The organism is Dolichospermum planctonicum (assembly GCF_005402965.1).
In the GTDB taxonomy this organism is placed as follows: Bacteria; Cyanobacteriota; Cyanobacteriia; order Cyanobacteriales; family Nostocaceae; genus Dolichospermum; species Dolichospermum planctonicum.
In genome coordinates this window covers 16,170-34,551 of sequence record NZ_BJCF01000006.1, presented here as the reverse complement: position 1 = coordinate 34,551, position 18,382 = coordinate 16,170, and the positions used below count along the sequence as shown (strand labels likewise).

Genomic DNA, 18,382 nt, shown 5'->3' with positions numbered 1-18,382 from the left:
AAATCAAGTAAATTCAATATGGATACCAAAAATGGATTTGTCGGTACAATTGGGAACACACCACTAATTCGCTTAAACAGTTTTAGTGAAGAAACAGGTTGTGATATCTTAGCCAAAGCGGAATTTCTAAACCCTGGTGGTTCTGTAAAAGATCGGGCTGCGCTTTACATCATCGAAGATGCGGAAAAAAAAGGACTGCTCAAACCTGGTGGTACAGTAGTCGAAGGGACTGCGGGAAATACGGGAATTGGACTGGCGCATATCTGCAATGTCAAGGGTTACAAATGTTTGATTATTATTCCCAACACCCAATCTCAAGAAAAAATAGATGCTTTAACTACCTTGGGTGCGGAAGTTCGTCCTGTTCCTGCTGTACCTTACAAAGATCCTCATAATTACGTCAAACTATCTGGGAGAATTGCAGCAGAAATGGAAAACGCCTTATGGGCTAATCAGTTTGACAATTTAGCTAATCGTCTTGCCCATTATCAAACCACAGGTAGAGAGATTTGGCAACAGACAGATGGTAAAATAGACGGCTGGGTAGCGGCGACTGGTACGGGTGGTACTTATGCAGGTGTGGCTATGTACTTAAAAGAGCAAAATCCCGGCGTTAAATGTGTGGTTGCTGACCCTTTGGGTAGTGGACTATACAGTTATATCAAAACCGGGGAAATCAAAATAGAAGGTAATTCCATTACTGAAGGTATTGGTAATAGCAGAATTACAGCTAATATGGAAGGCGCGCCTATTGATGATGCTATCCAAATTGATGATTTAGAGGCCTTGCGTGTCGTTTATCAACTATTAAAAAAAGATGGTTTATTAATGGGTGGTTCAACAGGGATTAATGTGGCTGCGGCTGTGGCTTTAGCCAAACAATTAGGACCTGGACATACTATTGTTACTATCTTGTGTGATAGTGGTTCTCGCTATCAATCACGCATATTTAATAGTGAATGGTTAGCAAGTAAAGGACTGATGATTAATTAAGATTTTTAGCGCTGCATAATGGCGGAATTACTACGCAACTGGCATCATCTGTACTGCATTTAACTTGTATAATTATAGCGGGCAGGATGCCCGCACCAGAAGATTTAGCCAGATTAGGATTGTACAATTTAGCTGCATAACAGCTTAATATATGAGATCGTAGTCAGGATTTTAGTCTTATGTTTGAGAGGCTATGGGAACATTCTTCAGGGCTAAGTCCTATAGACTCTGGTAATTTTGGGTAAGTTTTATAGAACGGATAAAAATTACTGAAAATATATAAATTCTGTCAGGTGCAAATTAGAAAGGAGGGAATAAATGGATATTGAGCATCTACGTCAATCATTAAAAATTAAGTGGCTGAGTTATTATGAGCAAAATCGTTCTTGGCTAGTTAAAATGCGAATTTGGAAAGATTATGATGGTATACGTCGTCCTTCTTCGGGTTACATAATCGCCACTTTATCTATTTTAGAATCAGAGTTAAAAAAAATCCTGCCTTTTATTTTGGATTTAAATAATAATCCTGATCAAATAATTGCGGCTTTAGGTTTACACTTCAATCCTGAACAGGAATTAAATAGCTTGAAATCTCAGCATTCTACAGCGAAAAATGAGATTGTTAGTACCTCTCCTATTCGTATCCCATTGACAGATTTATCTGTAGCTAAAGAACGCAAACAAGTGTTATTGAAAATGAATACGGGTGTTTCAGTGGTTGCAGTGGCCACGCCAGTTTATGATCATTCTTTAGTTAGGCTACCTGTTCCCGTGGAAAGGGAACAAATAGCTACTGAAATCTCCAAAATTCCCAGCCAAAATATTCTCTTTGCTGCATCTCATCCTAGCAGTAGTTTACCTTCTTGGATAGATGAATTTTGTCGGGGTAGAGGAAATGGATGAAGCTGTATAAAATATCAGGATTAATTCATTGATGATTCTGTGTAGCTTGCTATGGAGAATTTAGGATTAAGTTGGTTAATTACCCGTTATTCAAGGGATATTCGTGAGAAACAAAGGGAATAGCCACTATTTCTCCCTCTGTTTCCCCAATTTGCACTTTTAAACCGACTCCACCAGCTTTACTTCTGATGTAACCTAGTCCAAAATGACCATCCGGGGTGGTTGTATAGCTGGTGAGTTTACCTACTTTTTCATCACCAATGGTGATGATTGTTTCTGGTTCAGCCGCACCATGGAGATGAATACCCCAAAGGTATTGTTTTACACCTTTGTATGTATTCAATCTGGCAATGGTTTCTTGGCCGATATAACAACCTTTGTTAAAGGAAATTGTCTGCCATAAACCAACTTCTAAGGGGTTATAATCATCCGTAAGTTCGGCATCTGGAGCGGGACGACCTTGTACTATTCGTAACATTTCCCATGCGCGATCGCTTACTTCTCCAGCACCATAACTCAGGATTTTATTCCACAATATTTCTTTTTTTGTGACTGGTAAAATTAGAGTATATCCCGGTGTAGCCAAGCCGCTACCAACAGCAACTATTACTCCATCTATTGATATGAAATTACCATCTGGTTGACCAATTAAATCACCAGCTCCCAATTTTTCGACAATACCATGGCTTTGGGGTCCCATCAGGGTAAAAGTTGCCGTTTCTGCGGTAATATCAGTTAATTTGACCTGATCTGCAAAGAAGATATAACGATCTAACCATTGCATGATTAGCTGACGACGGTTAGGGGAAACTAGGAGCAAAACAGCATCATCTAATACATAACTAGTGACTAAATCAATCGTCCGGGCTGTAGATGTCACCATGACAGTATCGCAGCCCTGACCGGGTTTGAGGACTTGAAAATTATTTGTGCTTTGATTGTGTAAAAAGCGTAATCTGTCATCATCAGAAACACGGATACGACCCCAGTGAGAGCGATCGCTTATAGCTACACCTTCTTTGATTAATTGGATAGGATTTGCATTTTGATTGTTAATTGCAGATGTTAACATAATTTTCTCAGTCTAGTTTGGTTAAAAAATGAATTGGTCTCAGCCAGAGATGATCCAGACGCAAACAAGAGAAGTTGCAGTTACGGCCATTTTTAGGTTAATGAACCACGTTTTAATCAAAGTTTCGCGCCAAGACAAAAATGCGCAAATAAGTAGATTAATTTAGATTGTGGCATAAATAAATGAAAATTGCTGTAAATATCTTTGATTTTTTTCCTGTTTGTTGCCTAGCATGGATTTGTGTTAATTTGTGTTAATTTGTGTTAATTTGTGTTAGAATTGGAGGCGATATAATTGAGTATAGGACTTAATTAAAATAACTGCGCTATCAAAATTAATTTAATTCTGACTCTAATAGCGATAGTCGTATTTAGACGAATAAAAGAAATTTCTAGTCCTTTTTAACGGACTTTGGTTATTAGCCCGGAAGTTTATTTTTGGGCGGGTTATATCTAGGATAAAATATCCCCATCTATAGATTTTTTCAATTTCCAATTATGACAAATACAAAAAACACAAATAAACCCTTATTTTCTCAACATTATTTAGATTATCGCATTCAAGAACTTCCAGAATGGCAATTAGATATTAAAGCAGAATTTGCGGCATTAAAAAATCTTTATTTATCAAAAAAGGCGATTTTAGCTACTCTGAATGAAGCTCAAACCGAAGATATATTTATTAAACCAGCTTTAGAAATTTTAGGTTTTAAATATATTCCTCAAGTCATTTCTCGTGGTCAAGGTAGAGCCGAACGTCCTGATTATGCGTTGTTTATAAATGAAAGTGAAAGAGATACAGCCTACTCTTTGCAAAATAATGAAACTGCCTTTTATAGTCGAGTATTAGTCATAGCAGAAGCTAAATATTGGCAACGACCATTAAGTAAAATTTCCGCTAATGATCAACGGGACATTTTCAAAAATGCCAACCCATCTTTTCAGATTTCCAGTTATTTAAGTGGTACAAATGTTGACTGGGGAATTTTAACCAATGGGAGAGAATGGCGTTTATATTATCGTCAAGCTTCTTCTACCGCAACGGAATTTTATCCAGTTGATTTAGTGGAATTATTAGAAACCGAAGATATAGAACAATTCAAATACTTTTGGTTATTTTTTAGCAGCGCGGCTTTTGCAAAAGATAGCTACAACAAAAACTTTTTAGAACGAGTCAGAGCAGGAAGTACAACTTATGCGACTCAAGTAGGAAACGAATTAAAAACCTTAGTATTTGATCAGATATTTCCTGATTTAGCAAGAGGGTTTATAGTAGACGCAATGCGACGGGGAAAAACCGTAGAACCAAAACAGATTTACGCAGCGACTTTATCATTTTTATATAAGTTGTTATTTCTCTTATATGCTGAAGCGAGAAACTTATTACCAATTACCACTGCTTACCGTGATTATAGTTTAATTAAAATTACCCAAGAAATAGCCGCAAGTCTGGATAAACAAAGAACATTAAGTGAAACTTCCACAAAAATTTATCAGAGTTTGTTAGGTTTATTTGAAATAGTAGATAGGGGTGATAAAGCTTTAGAAGTACCTCGTTATAATGGTGGTTTATTTCACTTTGATTTTCATGAACTTGGAGATAGAGAAGATTATCCAGAGAATTATTTTTTGTCTGAACATCAAATATCTGATGCTATCTTATTTCCCGCTTTGGATAAATTAGCACGTTTTGAAAAATTACCCATTGACTACAGCTTTTTAGGTGTGCGACAATTGGGTTCAATTTATGAAGGATTATTAGAATATCGTTTAATTATTGAAGATGAAAAAACGGGAAAAGTGCATTTAGAAAATGATAAGGGTGAAAGAAAAGCTACAGGTTCTTATTACACACCAGATTATATTGTTAAATACATTGTTAGTCATACTCTCAAACCAATTTTAGAGGAGAGAAAACAAAGATTTGCAGATTTAATGACCAAAATTAACCAATTACATGAAAAAATGATAGATGGTAGATTAGGAGTACAAAGTCGTAACGGCTTACAAAAAGATTTACAACGTTTAGAAAGACAAGCACAAAATACTTTACTTGATATTAAAATTTGTGATCCTGCTATGGGAAGCGGACACTTTTTAGTGGAAGCTGTTGATTATTTGACAGACGAATTAATCAATATTTTAAATGAATATCCCGAACATAATCCCATTTTGGAGATGTTAGGAAAAACCCGCAATAGTATTTTAGAAAACTTACAACAGCAGGGAATTAATATTGATATCAATTTAGACGATAATCAACTTTTACAAAGAGTGGTCATGAAACGCTGTATTTATGGTGTAGATTTAAATCCCATGGCCGTAGAATTGGCCAAGGTAAGTTTATGGTTACATTTTTTCACAATTGGCGCTCCTTTGAGTTTTTTAGATCATCATTTACGCTGCGGAAATTCTCTTATTGGTACGACTGCGCGAGAAGCAGAAGCGAATATGATGAAGGAAGAAAGTGGCCAATTGAGTTTATTAACAGGTCCGTTTGTGGGGTTGTTACGTGCTGCGGAAATTATGCGCGGTGTGAGTACATTAAGTGATGCAACTTTTGCGGAGGTGGAAACCAGCGAGAGGTTATTTAAGGAATTTGATCAGGCTGCGAAACCTTTTAAAAGGTTATTAGATATTTATGTTTCTCAATTTTTTGGTGTGAAACAAGCTAAGAATTTTTTAGAAAGATTTGGTCTAAATGCGATCAATGCTAAGTTTGAAAATATGAATGCTGCTGATATTGCGGTATATGAGGAAGCGAGAAGGTTGTTTGACCAAAAGCGGTTTTTTCATTGGGATTTGGAATTTCCAGAGGTTTTTATTGATTTAGAAAATGCTAGTTGGAAAGAAAATCCCGGTTTTGATGCTGTGATTGGAAATCCACCTTATATCAATGTTTTAAACATTGAGGGTAAAGAACGAGATTATCTTTTAAAAACTTATGATTCTGCTCAAGGAAGGGTTGATATTTACATACTGTTTTTTGATAAATCTCTTGATATATTAAAAACTGAAGGAGTATGTGGTGTAATTACTCCCAATAAATACTTTGTGTATGGTTATGGTAATTTTCTGAGAAAAAAGCTACTACAAAAAACAACTATCTTAAATCTTGTAGATTTAGCAAAAGCTGAGAGTATTTTTATAGAAGCAGCAACATATACAGTTATATCTATATTTAAAAATAAGTGTCCAACAAATGATCACTTAATAGATACAAGTGTCTTCATTTTAGATCAACCATTATATATTTTGGATATCAAACAAGGAGAATTAAATGGTGCTTGTACTCGTAAATTAATTCCTCAAGATAGGTTTTTCAGAACTCCAGTAAATGTTTTTTCCTTATTTCTTGATGACATTCAATGGAAAATATATGAAAAAACTTATCAAACTTCAACTTTTATTGGAGATAAATGTGACATAGAACAATGTATTCGCATAGGAAGTAAAAAACTTAGAGACGAACTCATAATTACTTCTAGCCAATATTCAAACCTAAAAGAATCAATAAAAACACGCACTAAACCAATTATTGATGCTGAGGAAGTGGAAAGATACTGGATTAATTGGGAAGGTAGATATTTAATTTATGATCAAGAAAAATTATATAATCCAAAATCAGAAGAACTTTTTGAACAGAAAAAAATTGTGGTTAAGGATATAGGAAAAAATTTAACTGTAGGACTTGATATTTCTCAGGATAATTCATACTATGCTCTAAATACAGTGTATATCATTATCCCCAAATATAGCAAGGAAGTAAATATTAGTTTTTTAGCTGCTATTCTTAATTCTCCCTTGAGTGATTTTCTTTATAAACTTCTATTTGGTGCTTTAACTATTCGTGGTGGATACATTAGATTTAGAGAATATCTTCAATATCTTCCTATTCCAAAAATATCCTTCATAACTCCCGCAGAAAAACGTCAAACTTATCTAGAAAACACAATTAACCTTTACCAACAATATCAAATCAATCATAACCCAAATATCCTACTTACCCAAATTGATCACCACCTCAACCAACAACCAGAAGAAGCAGACGTAATTCATGACTTCCTCGCATATTTAGCCGAACAAATGATAGAATTAAATAAACAAAAACAAACAGAAATCAAAGGCTTTTTAACATGGTTAGGAAGATTAATCGGTACTGACATTGATAATCTTACCAATAAATCTAAAATTCAAAATTATTTAGGTGATTATTATAAACAAAAACAAGCAGACAACCATTTAACCCTTGACGAATTAATTGATATTCTCAAGAAAAACAAGAAAAAACTAAAAATTGATATCAGCGGTAGAAAAGAACAAGAAACATTAGCAAAAGAATACCAAGCCAGCTTAAACACACTCCTACCCATCAAAAAACAACTAAAACAATGTGATTGGTTAATTGATGAAATCGTTTATAAACTATATAAATTAACTCCAGAAGAAAAAGCGATCATTGAGGGAGAAAATAGTTAAAAAATTCTAATTAAAAAATTCAGATTACCGGCTTAAGGAGAAGTGCGTAACTGGCTTAATTCCCTTCTCGATTGAAGAATCTGAAAATTTTAAACGTTTTTCTATTTATTAACAACTTCATTTAATGCTTCATGAATAATATCATCACTCACACCATGTCGTTTTAAACTAGCAATTAAAGCATTAACTGTATTATTTTCTAACTTTTCTAAATCTGCTCTCATTCCCTGTCCAATATATGCTCGAATCAAGGGTTGATAACCAGAAAAACCAAGTATGGGTGCAAGTTGTTTCAATTCTTCTACTACATCTTCTGGTATTCTTAGCGTAACCGTAATCATGGGGCGATTTTTGTCTAAGCGTTGTTTTAATGTTTCAATCTTCATAATATTCTCGCTCCTTTCGTGTGGCTTTACGGGCTGAAATAATTCTGATTACATCATCTTCAAATTCGATATGGACTACAAATAAAAGATTCCAACGGGTATCTAAACCAATGATGGCATCTCTGGTTTCATCATTGCGACTAGCATCTACTATTTTGATGAATGGATCAAAAAATGCCTCTGCTGCTTGTTTAAAGGTTATGCCATTATGTTTACTGGGGTTATTTCGACTTTTTTCCTCGTTCCAGACGAAGGTAATACCATTCAATACAAAATAGACATCCATAATGATAGACTGCCATATTTACAATGTCAAGACAGTAAGTTATATTTATATCATGTACATCCCCTAAAACAAGATTTGTGTCGCATTAGTGAAGCTATTGTTAAAAAAATTACGAAATTTGAAACTAAAACTATATGAATCCATATCTTGAACTTTTAAAAACGGACTTTCGAGAGTTTTGTACTAATCTTTACATCAACTAAATACACGATATTTTTACCAGTGCTGGATTTCTTAAAGTAGAGCCAACCCCATGTAATAGTGGACAAAGACAATCATTTTATACCCTCTCCCGCGCAGGTGGTACAATACCAAGCTTATTCAAACCCGCATCAATATCTCTCAACAATTTAAAATCATCCTCCGGTAAAAGATAACTATTGCTACTAACAAAACCTCCAAAGGGTTGTGTTTCTAAAAACCCAAATGCTTGACGAAATTGTTGCGGTTCTGCCTTAATTGGAGCATCAAAATGACAGGGAATTAGCCATTGAAAATCCCAACTAGCAACTTTATCAGCCCAATTGATAGTTTCCTGGGGTGCGCGATTTAAAATCAAACGTTGTAAAATTGGCGCAACAAATATGCGTCCATTCCCTCGCAAAATATCAAAAGAATCTTGCCAATTTTCCCGCCATTGAAAGGGAAACAACCCAAAATATGCCTTTTTAGACCTTTCTGGGGCTTTTTGGGCATCCCGCCATATTTGACTCCAGGTAGGTACTTTCAAGGTACTAGGACTGAAGTAAAAGGCAAATAATGTTACTCGCTGCCACCCTTTGAGGCGATTGGCTGGGGTATCTAAAACCATGTCAAAAGCTTGATCTTTGGCGTGGTATAATAAGGGATAGGGGTCAAGTTGGACAATTGCTGGTGGTTCTGCTGGTACTGAAACTATAGTATCTGTAACTAAGAGCGTGTGCGATCGCTTATGGAAAAAAGCCACTTCTGCAAACTTACCCAAACCGAGATCAATAGGTCCGAGGATTGCATAATCAAAATCCTCAGCGAAAGGGGCTTCCTGGCTATTTTCAGGTAATATCCGAGTCCGTTTATCAGGTAAACCCAACCAACTCAAAGGCAAATTTAAGGGAAAACTCCATTGTCCCGGAGCAACAAATATCTGTGCATTGGGAAAGCGTCGCGCAAACGGACCTACAAATACCTTATGTTCTATTCCTGATATCGTCGGCAATATAATATACTTAATATCACCATGTTTTGTGACTAATTCATTTAGTAATCGGGTACATTCTCCTGTGGGTGCAACAGGTGCATAAACTAGTAAACCGCCCTTTTCTAGCTTAATTACAGTCATGCGAATTGGCACAACTACATAAAAAATTCCCTGTAATTGGTCGAAGGTCCAAATAGTATCTTTAATAACTTCTTTACGAATAGTGCGACGTTGACCATAAGGATAAATTGGCACAACAGGCCAAAACTGCCAGGAAAAATCCTGGGCATGAATTTGTTCTATACTCTCATTTTCCACCACTGTCTGAACCTCCACCAGTCCCCAATAATTTCCATTTCTCCCTTGCAGGGATTGGTTTTACTTAGTCAAAATACTACATAGTAAAAATAAAAGGTAAAAGGGTGAAGTGTGCATTCCTCATTCATCCTCTTACCTTTTTCATATACCTGATGCTTATTTCATATTAGCCCGTGCATCCCTAACTGCGGCAATAAAAAAGAATGCGGTAAGAGGAATGCTCAAAGCTAAGATAATGGCAGTGGTTTGGAAGCCAAAATCTGGTTCTCCATAACTCAGTTCAAAAACCGAACCCACAGCCGCAATGGCTGTTACACAAGCACCACCTAAAAATAAACCGCTTTTTGGAGTTAAATACACTACTAGACCACCCTATGCTACTGGTTTGACCGCTTGATATGAAAAGCCATTTTTAGATAACTCCTGGGCTAAAGTCAAGGAATTTTCTACACGATCTACAAATACCACGCCATTGAGGTGATCTAATTCATGTAAAATACAACGACCAAGTAAATCATCAGCTTTTAATGTTTGCGGACGGCCATACTCGTCTTTATAGGCTATTGTCACCTCTTCTGGACGTTTTACATCTAAAAAGACGTTGGGAATACTCAAACACCCTTCCTGAGCCACACAGAGCTTACTACTCACCTGTTTAATGGTAGGGTTAATTAATACTAATGGCGCGTGGGTGGGGTCATCGGGTTTACAATCAATAACAATTAGCTGTTTATTAATACCAACTTGAGGTGCAGCCAAACCAATACCATCTGAGCTATACATAGTTTGCAGCATTTCGCGCACTAGTTGGCGGAGTTCATCATCTATTTTAGTCACACGCTTTGCTGGTTGACGCAAAACCCGATCTCCTAAGTAGTGCATTTGCAAAGGTGGATTTTTTAACTTCTTCTTCTCGACAGCAATATCAGAGGGCATGGTTCTTGATGGCTTTATAATGAATAATCTAGTTTGATTCTATCGTTAGTGGTCAGTTGACAGTTGACAGTTGACAGGGGACAGGGGACAGGGGACAGGGGACAGGGGACAGGGGACAGTTGACAGTTGACAGTTGACAGTTGACAGTTGACAGGGGACAGTTGACAGTTGACAGTTGACAGTTGACAGGGGACAGTTGACAGTTGACAGTTGACAGTTATTCGTTTTTGAACAGGAATTTTTACTAATTACCAAGACTAAACTTCAAGTTAAATCAAATAACAAGGAAGTTGCAAGGCCTGTTTCAGTAAAAGATGATATTCACTATTACTGATATTATAAGCGCCAAATCTAGATAAATGGGGATTCATCATTTGGGCATCAAATAGCAAAAATTTCCTTTGACGCAATCTGGCTACTAATTTCACCATTGCGACTTTAGAACCTTCGGAAATGTTGAAAAACATGGATTCACCAATAAAAGCACCACCAATCACAATTCCTAAAATTCCCCCGGCTAATTGATCACCAGACCAGGTTTCAAAACTATAAGCATATCCCGACTTGTAAAGTAACCAATATATCTTTTCTAATTCTGGAGAAATCCAAGTTGTGTCACGATTAGCACATCCAGCTACCACACCCAGAAAGTCACGGTTAATTGCTACAGTGAACCGTTCTTGGTTGAGAACTCGCTGTAATGACTTGGGATAGCGAAATTTTTCATCCAAAGGAATTAAAGTTCGTTCCCGACTTTCATACCATCCCAGATGATTATTCTCATCAGCCATGAGAAAATAACCTTGGGCATAACCGCGAATAATAGCACTAACATCATATTCCATAATTGAGTGAATCATCCAAAAAATCCCCTTCTGAACGCAATGGACTGTTATCAGTGTTCCTTTGCGAACTTTTAAGAGACTAACCTGGTAAACAAAATCTATTTAAAATATACAAACATGACTCAAACAATTCCACCCATTACCCTACCACCTTCGGAAAATCCCCAGCAAGAAGGAGAATGGTTACAACAAAACTTACTACATTGGCTTGATAATGAGTTTATTCCTGAAGCAATCAATCAAAATATTGCTCAACGCGCATCACAGATTTTTGTTAGACAACGCATGGAAGGAGAAAACGACTTGGGTTCTCTAGTAATTGCCATTGTCACAGAAATGCAGTGCTATGATTTTTCTAAAAGCTTTTTTGGAGAGTTTGCGATCGCCAACGCCGTTAGCGATCTACTATTAGATAGCCTGGGAATTGATCATTGTTGTGGTCAATAGGATCGGAGTTATTGGTCAGTGGTTATTGATCATTAGTCATTACAACTGACCACTGACTACCAACTACCAACTAGACTTAACAACACCAGGTAAAAGACCTTCATGGGCCCATTCTCTAAGCACGTTCCGAGATAGTCCAAAATCACGGTATACACCTCTAGGACGACCGGTTAACCAGCAGCGGTTATGTTTGCGTACAGGCGCACTGTTACGGGGTAACTGTTGAATTTTGCGGTGAACTTCTAGCTTCAGCAATGGAGATGGTGCTGTTCTGAACTCTTCTAATAGTGCTTCCCGCTTTTCGGCGTATTTCTCCACCATTTTAGCGCGTTTCTTCTCGCGCTCAATCATACTCTTCTTTGCCATGAATTCCCTAATTTAATTAAAGACACCATTCCCCATTGTACACCCTCCTGGACAATTATAGGGAAAATAGGAAAATTTCCACAACCGATACTCCCAAATATCACTTTCTGGGACTCTGGGACTCTGGGAGGGACAAATTCATCTCACATAAATCAGCTAATTTGCAAAAATCACAACCGGGAAAACGGGATTTACACACAGCCCGTCCATGATAAATTAATCTAATCGACCAATTTTCCCACTCTGGTTGGGGTAATAACTGCATTAAATCTTTTTCAATTCTCATCGGTTGAGTATTTTTTGTTAACCCCAAACGTTGACTCAAGCGCTTAACATGAGTATCTACCGTCACTCCAGCATTAATACCATAAGCATGGGCTAAAACCACATTTGCGGTTTTGCGTGCTACCCCCGGCAGCTTTAATAATTGTTCCATTTGATTAGGAACAATAGAGTTAAAATCATTAACAATCATCTGACAAGCAGCTTTGATATTTTTGGCCTTGTTATGATAAAAACCCGTTGAACGAACTAACTCCTCCAATTCTAATATATCAGCATTTGCTAAACCTTTCACATCAGGAAATCGTTTGAACAATGCGGGTGTAACCTTGTTTACACGCTCATCCGTACATTGAGCGGAAAGAATAGTTGCTACTAATAATTGTACAGGTGTTGAGTAATTTAAAGAGCAGGTTGCATCTGGATAAAGATAGTGAAGACGGGAGAGAATTTTTAAAGCCCGTTGTTTTTTAGTTAATGATTTACGAGTCAATTAATTTTCAATTTTGAGTGGTGAGTTATCATACCAATTTTATGTGAGGCTGCACAAAAAAATAATCATCCGTATTTATCTGCGGTGAATTATTCTTAAATCTTAATCCTTGCAGCTTCATCATAATTTGGTATTAGCAGTCAGGTGATCATCTGAGCATATTTACTGTAACAATTTTTGCACCCATTCTAGCTGGGTTGTTTCTTTGACAATTAAGAAAATACCCAATCCTAAAAGTAAGAATAAACCAGTTTGCATGACACCTTCTTGAATTTTGTTAGGTAAAGGTTTACCAAATAAACCTTCAATTAATAAAAAGGCTAATTGTCCACCATCTAAAGCGGGAAGAGGCAAAATATTAATGATTGCCAAGTTAATGCTAATAATTGCCGCAAAAGAGAATAAATTTGTGCTATCACTAGCGGCTAATTGTGCGCCAATTTGCACAATCTTCACAGGTCCTGAAACTTGCCCGACAGTGTTCCCAAAATTAGTAATTAACTGTCCAAAACCTTTAAATGTGCCTACAACTAACTGTTGAAAACGATTAGCAGCAACTTTGAGAATCTCCGTAATATTTTGAGGACGACGATAGTTTGCTTTACCATTGGCTACTAATTCAATTCCGACAACACCTTTACCGTCAGCACCTTGTTTAGGTGTGATTTTCAGATGATTTTGTTGATTTTCATGTTGAATTTTCAGGTCAATTTCTTGATTAGGGTGGGTTTGAATTTCTTTTGTTAATAATGTGGTTGCGTCTTTACCTAAAGGAATTTCTTGACCATTTACAGCCAGAATAATGTCTCCTTCTCGAATCCCTGCTTGGTAAGCAATAGATTGTTCATTTACGGGTTTGACAACTACACCTGGTTGATACTGAAATTCTTGAGGTATACCAACGATTCCCAATTGCAAAGCCAACATTAAATAAGCAAAGATTAAATTGGCGATTACACCCGCACTAATGACAATGGCACGGTCTAAAACAGGGCGGTTACGCAACAAATTCGGGTCATTGGGGGGGATTTGGCTATCGGGATCATCATCAGGAAAGCCAACAAAGCCACCCAAGGGGAAAGCGCGGATGGTATATTCGGTTTGTGATCCTTGGTACTTTAAAAGCGTCGGTCCAAAACCCAGAGAAAAGCGGTTAACGTAAATGCCTTGAGAACGGGCGGCTATGAAATGTCCCAACTCATGTACTAAGATCAAAATAGCCAAAACTGCGATCGCTGCTAAAACTGACATAGAGCTTAATCAAAATATTCGGATATATATCCTCATTGTACTTTGGGAATGGGCGCGCAGAGAATATCTGCTGATGCCAATTTTTGATCTGTTGTCTAATCCAATCCCGAAAACAGCGAATTATGGCAATTTCGTCTATTTTCAGGCTTTGAGGTCAAAAAGAACGGGAAATATTTGTAGTTAGGGGCAAATTGACCACTCTAATTCCCCATAATAATAGCATAGAATGTGATTTTTTGTCTGATAGCGAAGCGTGGCGTTAGCCATATCAGGATGTCCAGGATTTGAGGATGTACAGGATGTTTTTTCATATTCATCTATATTTTCACAAACAAAATTGCGCTAATTTTAATATTCTGTGAATATCAAAATCAAATACTATCCTGTTAATCCTTTAATCCTGGTTATCCTGATTCTGACAGTTAAATTTTCATAAAAATGGTGCGTTACATTTAATTAACGCACCCTATAGAATGAGAAAACTATTGCATCAAATAATTATTGAGTTCAGGATATTGAGAAAAGAAACCATCAATACTGGCTAATTTTGCTTGATATTGTAATGTAGTAGCAATAATTAAACGATCAAATGGATCTTTATGAACAGGAGATAAATTTACAGCACGACAGGAAATTTCTACAGTTACAGGAAATAATGTAATACCTGATGGTTCTAATGCTTCCTGAAACCATTGATTAGCAGCACAAGGTAATTCTAGTCTTCCTCGCTGTTGTGCAAGTGCTATTTCATAACAGGAAATAGTGGAAACTCCTACTTCTTCTGAGGTTTCAATTATTTCTCTCCAATGGGTAGGAAATTTATCAAATTGTTGATTAATAAACCAAAACCAAATATGAGTATCAAGGATAATTATTTGAGACATTCCCACTCTTCTTCATTGACAATAGGACTAACAATATCACCCAATGTTTTACCTTTACCAGCAATAGAACTAGGAGGAATACGGCGTTTTTTTGATGGTAAGTTTTCTTGTAGTATGGTGATAATCACACGAGCAGAATTAACTTGAGGTTGTTCTGACAACCATGTTAATTGGCCATTTTCATAAATTGCTTCGTAACTTTTTAGCATAGTAATTTGATGATGAATGATGGTTATTTTCTATTATAGTTTAAACAATCGCATTTTGTCTGATAGCGAAGCGTGGCGTTAGCCATATCAGGATGTACAGGATTTGAGGATGTACAGGATGTTTTTTAATATTTATCTACATTTTCACAAAATTGCGCTAATTTCAATATTCTGTGAATATCAAACTCAAATATTATCCTGTTAATCCTTTAATCCTGGTTATCCTGATATGGCTTGCGCCACGCTACGCTATCAGACAGTTAAATATTAATAGAAAACGGTGCATTACATTTCATTAACTTACTCTGCCCAATTTTCTAATAATAGATTAGGAATGCGAGAAAATTCGCGGATATTGTTAGTAACGAGAGTAATATCTAAGCTCATTGCATGAGCAGCAATTAACATATCCATGGGTCCAATAACAAGCCCTTTACTTTCTAAATCACTTCTAATATATCCATAAATTACTGCTGCATTTTGACTAAATTCAATAATTTCTAAAGGAAGTAAAAACTGCATTAAGGCATTTTTATTTTTCTCTTGTTGCTGACTTTTATAAACACCATATTCTAATTCAGCAACGGTAATTGAAGAAATGCCAATATCAGAAATTGACAAAGTTTGAAATCGCGCTATAACTTTTTCTGGCTTTTGCTTAATCAGATAAATACAGATGTTGGTATCGAGAAGATATTGCATTTAAAACTCCTCTCTTTTATCAACAGGAAGTTGATCTCTAGTGGTCATGAAATCATCAGAAAATTGATCTAAACTATCAATTAGAGTTTGCCAAGGATTATCTTTACTAATAAGTAAAATGGCATTACCAATTTTTTTGATATAAACTTCTGTACCCGTCATTTGAAAATCTGGGGGTAATATCACTGTTTGCTGAGTACCATCACTGGTAAGTTTAGCTGTATTCATGATTATTGTCTCTAATTGATGTTAGTTGATTGTGGTTTAATTGTAGCTAAAAATTGTCTGATAGCGAAGCGTGGCGTTAGCCATATCAGGATGTCCAGGATTTGAGGATGCACAGGATGTTTTTTAATATTTATCTAGATTTTCAGAAATATTGCGCTAATTTTACTATTCTGTGAATATCAAAATCAAATATAATCGGTGTTAATCCTTTAATCCTGGTTATCCTGATTCAGATAGTGCAATATATTATAAAAATAATAAAAAATGGTGCATTAAATAAAATTGATTAACGCACCCTAAAAAATCAGCGTGATTTTACCACTGTCTTCAAGGGAAGAGAAATAATTTTTCTGCCACTTGTTGCTTGTTTTTTTCTTAAATCAGCACAAATAGCTGCTAAATCATAATTAAATGACTTAGCTTGTTCATCTCTGATTTTCCGAATTTCCGCCAAAACTTCATCATTCAACATAAATTATTCTCCTAACATTTCATAAGGTGTACATATTGTTGGTAGTTCATATCCTAAACTATCAGCAATTTGTGAGAGTTTTTTCTGAATATAGGGGTTAGCAATGTGTTTACAATTCCATGTTAACAGATAATCTAAACCATAGACTGTAGCTGTAGCAATATGAACAGTATCATAAGCAGCAGTGGGTGGTAAATTACTTTGTTTTTGAAATTCCTGTGCTAAGTTTTGGACTGGTTCTGTGATATCAAGTAGAGGAAAGTTATTTAAAACTTCTATTCTTTTATTCACCATTTCTGGATCACCTTTTGCTGCTTCTTGCAATACCAGTTGAGAAATGTAAATAGTAAAAGAATTTCTCTGAGTATCCCACCAATCTCTTGTTATTTCCGCATTAGCAGCAACAATTAGATTTTTACTAGGTCTTGCTGTTAAATAACCAATAATACTTGTTTCTATGTATATTGTTTTGGTCATATTATTAAAGTGTGATTACTTTGCTAAATTTACTATACAGTATCCTGTTAATCTTTTTTGTCAGAATCAGGATGTCCAGGATTTGAGGATCTACAGGATGTTTTTTTATCTTCATCTATATTTTCACAAAATTGCGCTAATTTTAATATTCTGTGAATATCAATATCAAATACAATCGGTGTTAATCCTTTAATCCTGGTTATCCTGATATGGCTAACGCCACGCTTCGCTATCAGACAGTTAAATATTAATAAAAAAATGGTGCGTTACATTTCATTAACGCACCTTACGAGATGAGCTATGATTATAAAAGTAGGGTGTGTTAGCGAAGCGTAACGCACCATCACCATCCATATTATAAATTATAAATAAATACCTATTGCCTAATCAAAATGCCTAATTATCGCAGACCAAATATATCAGGTGCTACCCACTTTATAACTCAAGTAACCTATCAAAGAGAACCTTGGCTTTGTGAAAATATTGCTCGTCAAGCACTCAGAGAAGCCATTCAAAATGTCAGAAAGAAATATCCTTTTTCTATTGATGCTTTTATTCTTCTACCAAATCACTTTCATTGTTTATGGACTTTACCAGATAATGATCATGATTTTTCTGTGAGATTGCGATTAATTAAAACTTACGTGACAAAACATTATGGTGAACAATTAGCCATTGAAAATCCAATTTCTCAATCACGACAAAAACGCGGAGAAAAAAATCTTTGGCAACGTCGTTTTTGGGAGCATTTAATCAGAGATGAACAGGATTTTATGGTACATTGTGATTACATACATTATAATCCTGTCAAACATCGATTGTGTATAAATCCCCAAGATTGGCAATTTTCAAGTATTCATAGATTTATGAAGCAAGAAATTTATCCTCGAAATTGGGGTGTTAATGTAATTCTCGATATCCCATCCAGCGATTTGTATGATTAACCTACATTAACGTAGGGTGCGTTAGCGATAGCGTAACGCACCGATTAAATATCAATAAAAGACGGTGAATTACTGACATTTAAATATCAATAAAAGACGGTGCGTTACATTTCATTAACGCACCCTACAAGATTAGCGATCGCACTGAAACTAAAACATTATAGCACAAGGCAAGAGGCAAAAGGCAAAAGGCAAGAGTGAAATCCTTATTATTTCTAGGTTTCCATGATTGA

The 18,382-nt window shown here is 35.9% G+C and carries 21 protein-coding genes; 5 read left to right on the top strand and 16 right to left on the bottom strand.

The genetic code is table 11. The annotated features are described in order from the left end of the window. The first annotated feature begins 18 nt into the window (after positions 1-18). The gene (locus FFO06_RS04440; protein WP_137906941.1) at positions 19-993 is read left to right on the top strand and encodes a cysteine synthase A; all 975 of its coding nucleotides are present in this window, start codon (positions 19-21) and stop codon (positions 991-993) included. A 318-nt stretch (positions 994-1,311) separates the two neighbouring features. Further along, positions 1,312-1,896: a DUF5331 domain-containing protein gene (locus FFO06_RS22260; RefSeq protein ID WP_137906940.1), complete on the top strand. Its 585-nt coding sequence runs from the start codon at positions 1,312-1,314 to the stop codon at positions 1,894-1,896. Between the two features lie 79 nt (positions 1,897-1,975). On the opposite strand, the gene ygfZ is transcribed toward FFO06_RS22260, so the two are convergent. Then, a complete protein-coding gene (gene ygfZ / locus FFO06_RS04430; RefSeq protein WP_137906939.1) occupies positions 1,976-2,968 on the bottom strand; it encodes a CAF17-like 4Fe-4S cluster assembly/insertion protein YgfZ in 993 nt (330 codons plus the stop codon). Between the two features lie 497 nt (positions 2,969-3,465). On the opposite strand from ygfZ, the gene FFO06_RS04425 reads away from it, so the two are divergent. Beyond that, entirely contained in the window at positions 3,466-7,446 is a 3,981-nt protein-coding gene (locus FFO06_RS04425) for an Eco57I restriction-modification methylase domain-containing protein (protein ID WP_137906938.1), read from the top strand. 101 nt (positions 7,447-7,547) lie between these two features. Here FFO06_RS04425 and FFO06_RS04420 read toward each other — a convergent pair whose 3' ends face one another. The 6 genes from FFO06_RS04420 to aat form a co-directional block, all read right to left on the bottom strand. Further along, entirely contained in the window at positions 7,548-7,832 is a 285-nt protein-coding gene (locus FFO06_RS04420) for a hypothetical protein (protein ID WP_015083498.1), read from the bottom strand. Continuing rightward, positions 7,822-8,118, bottom strand: a complete 297-nt coding sequence (locus FFO06_RS04415) for a BrnT family toxin (protein WP_137906937.1) — start codon at positions 8,116-8,118, stop codon at positions 7,822-7,824. The genes FFO06_RS04420 and FFO06_RS04415 overlap by 11 nt, the downstream gene beginning before the upstream one ends. Before the next feature lie 280 nt (positions 8,119-8,398). Further along, positions 8,399-9,616 (bottom strand): DUF4336 domain-containing protein, encoded by a 1,218-nt coding sequence (locus tag FFO06_RS04410; protein WP_137906936.1) that lies wholly within the window; start codon positions 9,614-9,616, stop codon positions 8,399-8,401. A gap of 153 nt (positions 9,617-9,769) precedes the next feature. Continuing rightward, positions 9,770-9,973 (bottom strand): hypothetical protein, encoded by a 204-nt coding sequence (locus FFO06_RS04405; RefSeq protein WP_137906935.1) that lies wholly within the window; start codon positions 9,971-9,973, stop codon positions 9,770-9,772. Positions 9,974-9,985: 12 nt separating this feature from the next. Then, the gene (def, locus tag FFO06_RS04400; RefSeq protein ID WP_028083309.1) at positions 9,986-10,549 is read right to left on the bottom strand and encodes a peptide deformylase; all 564 of its coding nucleotides are present in this window, start codon (positions 10,547-10,549) and stop codon (positions 9,986-9,988) included. Between the two features lie 269 nt (positions 10,550-10,818). Further along, positions 10,819-11,394, bottom strand: coding sequence for a leucyl/phenylalanyl-tRNA--protein transferase (aat, locus tag FFO06_RS04395; protein WP_137907030.1), 576 nt, complete (start codon positions 11,392-11,394; stop codon positions 10,819-10,821). 117 nt (positions 11,395-11,511) lie between these two features. On the opposite strand from aat, the gene FFO06_RS04390 reads away from it, so the two are divergent. Then, positions 11,512-11,841, top strand: coding sequence for a DUF8822 family protein (locus tag FFO06_RS04390; protein WP_028090093.1), 330 nt, complete (start codon positions 11,512-11,514; stop codon positions 11,839-11,841). Between the two features lie 63 nt (positions 11,842-11,904). Here the strand turns inward: FFO06_RS04390 and rpsN are convergent, their stop codons facing one another. From rpsN to FFO06_RS04350, 9 genes are all read right to left on the bottom strand, one after another. Further along, positions 11,905-12,207 (bottom strand): 30S ribosomal protein S14, encoded by a 303-nt coding sequence (rpsN, locus tag FFO06_RS04385; protein ID WP_137906934.1) that lies wholly within the window; start codon positions 12,205-12,207, stop codon positions 11,905-11,907. 100 nt (positions 12,208-12,307) lie between these two features. After that, complete coding sequence (gene nth / locus FFO06_RS04380) at positions 12,308-12,982, bottom strand: endonuclease III (RefSeq protein WP_137906933.1); 675 nt, start codon at positions 12,980-12,982, stop codon at positions 12,308-12,310. Between the two features lie 162 nt (positions 12,983-13,144). After that, positions 13,145-14,233 carry an RIP metalloprotease RseP gene (rseP, locus tag FFO06_RS04375; protein WP_137906932.1) on the bottom strand — a complete coding sequence of 363 codons (1,089 nt, stop codon included), beginning with the start codon at positions 14,231-14,233 and terminating at the stop codon, positions 13,145-13,147. Positions 14,234-14,715: 482 nt separating this feature from the next. Further along, on the bottom strand, positions 14,716-15,117 hold the full coding sequence (locus FFO06_RS04370) for a type II toxin-antitoxin system VapC family toxin (protein ID WP_028091334.1): 402 nt from the start codon (positions 15,115-15,117) through the stop codon (positions 14,716-14,718). Then, positions 15,105-15,326 (bottom strand): hypothetical protein, encoded by a 222-nt coding sequence (locus FFO06_RS04365; protein ID WP_028091335.1) that lies wholly within the window; start codon positions 15,324-15,326, stop codon positions 15,105-15,107. The genes FFO06_RS04370 and FFO06_RS04365 overlap by 13 nt, the downstream gene beginning before the upstream one ends. A 300-nt stretch (positions 15,327-15,626) precedes the next feature. Further along, entirely contained in the window at positions 15,627-16,028 is a 402-nt protein-coding gene (gene vapC / locus FFO06_RS04360; RefSeq protein ID WP_137906931.1) for a type II toxin-antitoxin system tRNA(fMet)-specific endonuclease VapC, read from the bottom strand. Beyond that, complete coding sequence (locus FFO06_RS04355; RefSeq protein ID WP_137906930.1) at positions 16,029-16,256, bottom strand: antitoxin; 228 nt, start codon at positions 16,254-16,256, stop codon at positions 16,029-16,031. A 304-nt stretch (positions 16,257-16,560) separates the two neighbouring features. Beyond that, positions 16,561-16,728: a hypothetical protein gene (locus tag FFO06_RS21440; RefSeq protein ID WP_168651017.1), complete on the bottom strand. Its 168-nt coding sequence runs from the start codon at positions 16,726-16,728 to the stop codon at positions 16,561-16,563. Between the two features lie 3 nt (positions 16,729-16,731). Then, positions 16,732-17,205: a type II toxin-antitoxin system VapC family toxin gene (locus tag FFO06_RS04350; RefSeq protein WP_137906929.1), complete on the bottom strand. Its 474-nt coding sequence runs from the start codon at positions 17,203-17,205 to the stop codon at positions 16,732-16,734. A gap of 392 nt (positions 17,206-17,597) precedes the next feature. Here FFO06_RS04350 and FFO06_RS04345 point away from each other — a divergent pair, with 392 nt between their 5' ends. Next, on the top strand, positions 17,598-18,149 hold the full coding sequence (locus tag FFO06_RS04345; RefSeq protein WP_137906928.1) for an REP-associated tyrosine transposase: 552 nt from the start codon (positions 17,598-17,600) through the stop codon (positions 18,147-18,149). The last annotated feature ends 233 nt before the right edge of the window (positions 18,150-18,382 follow it).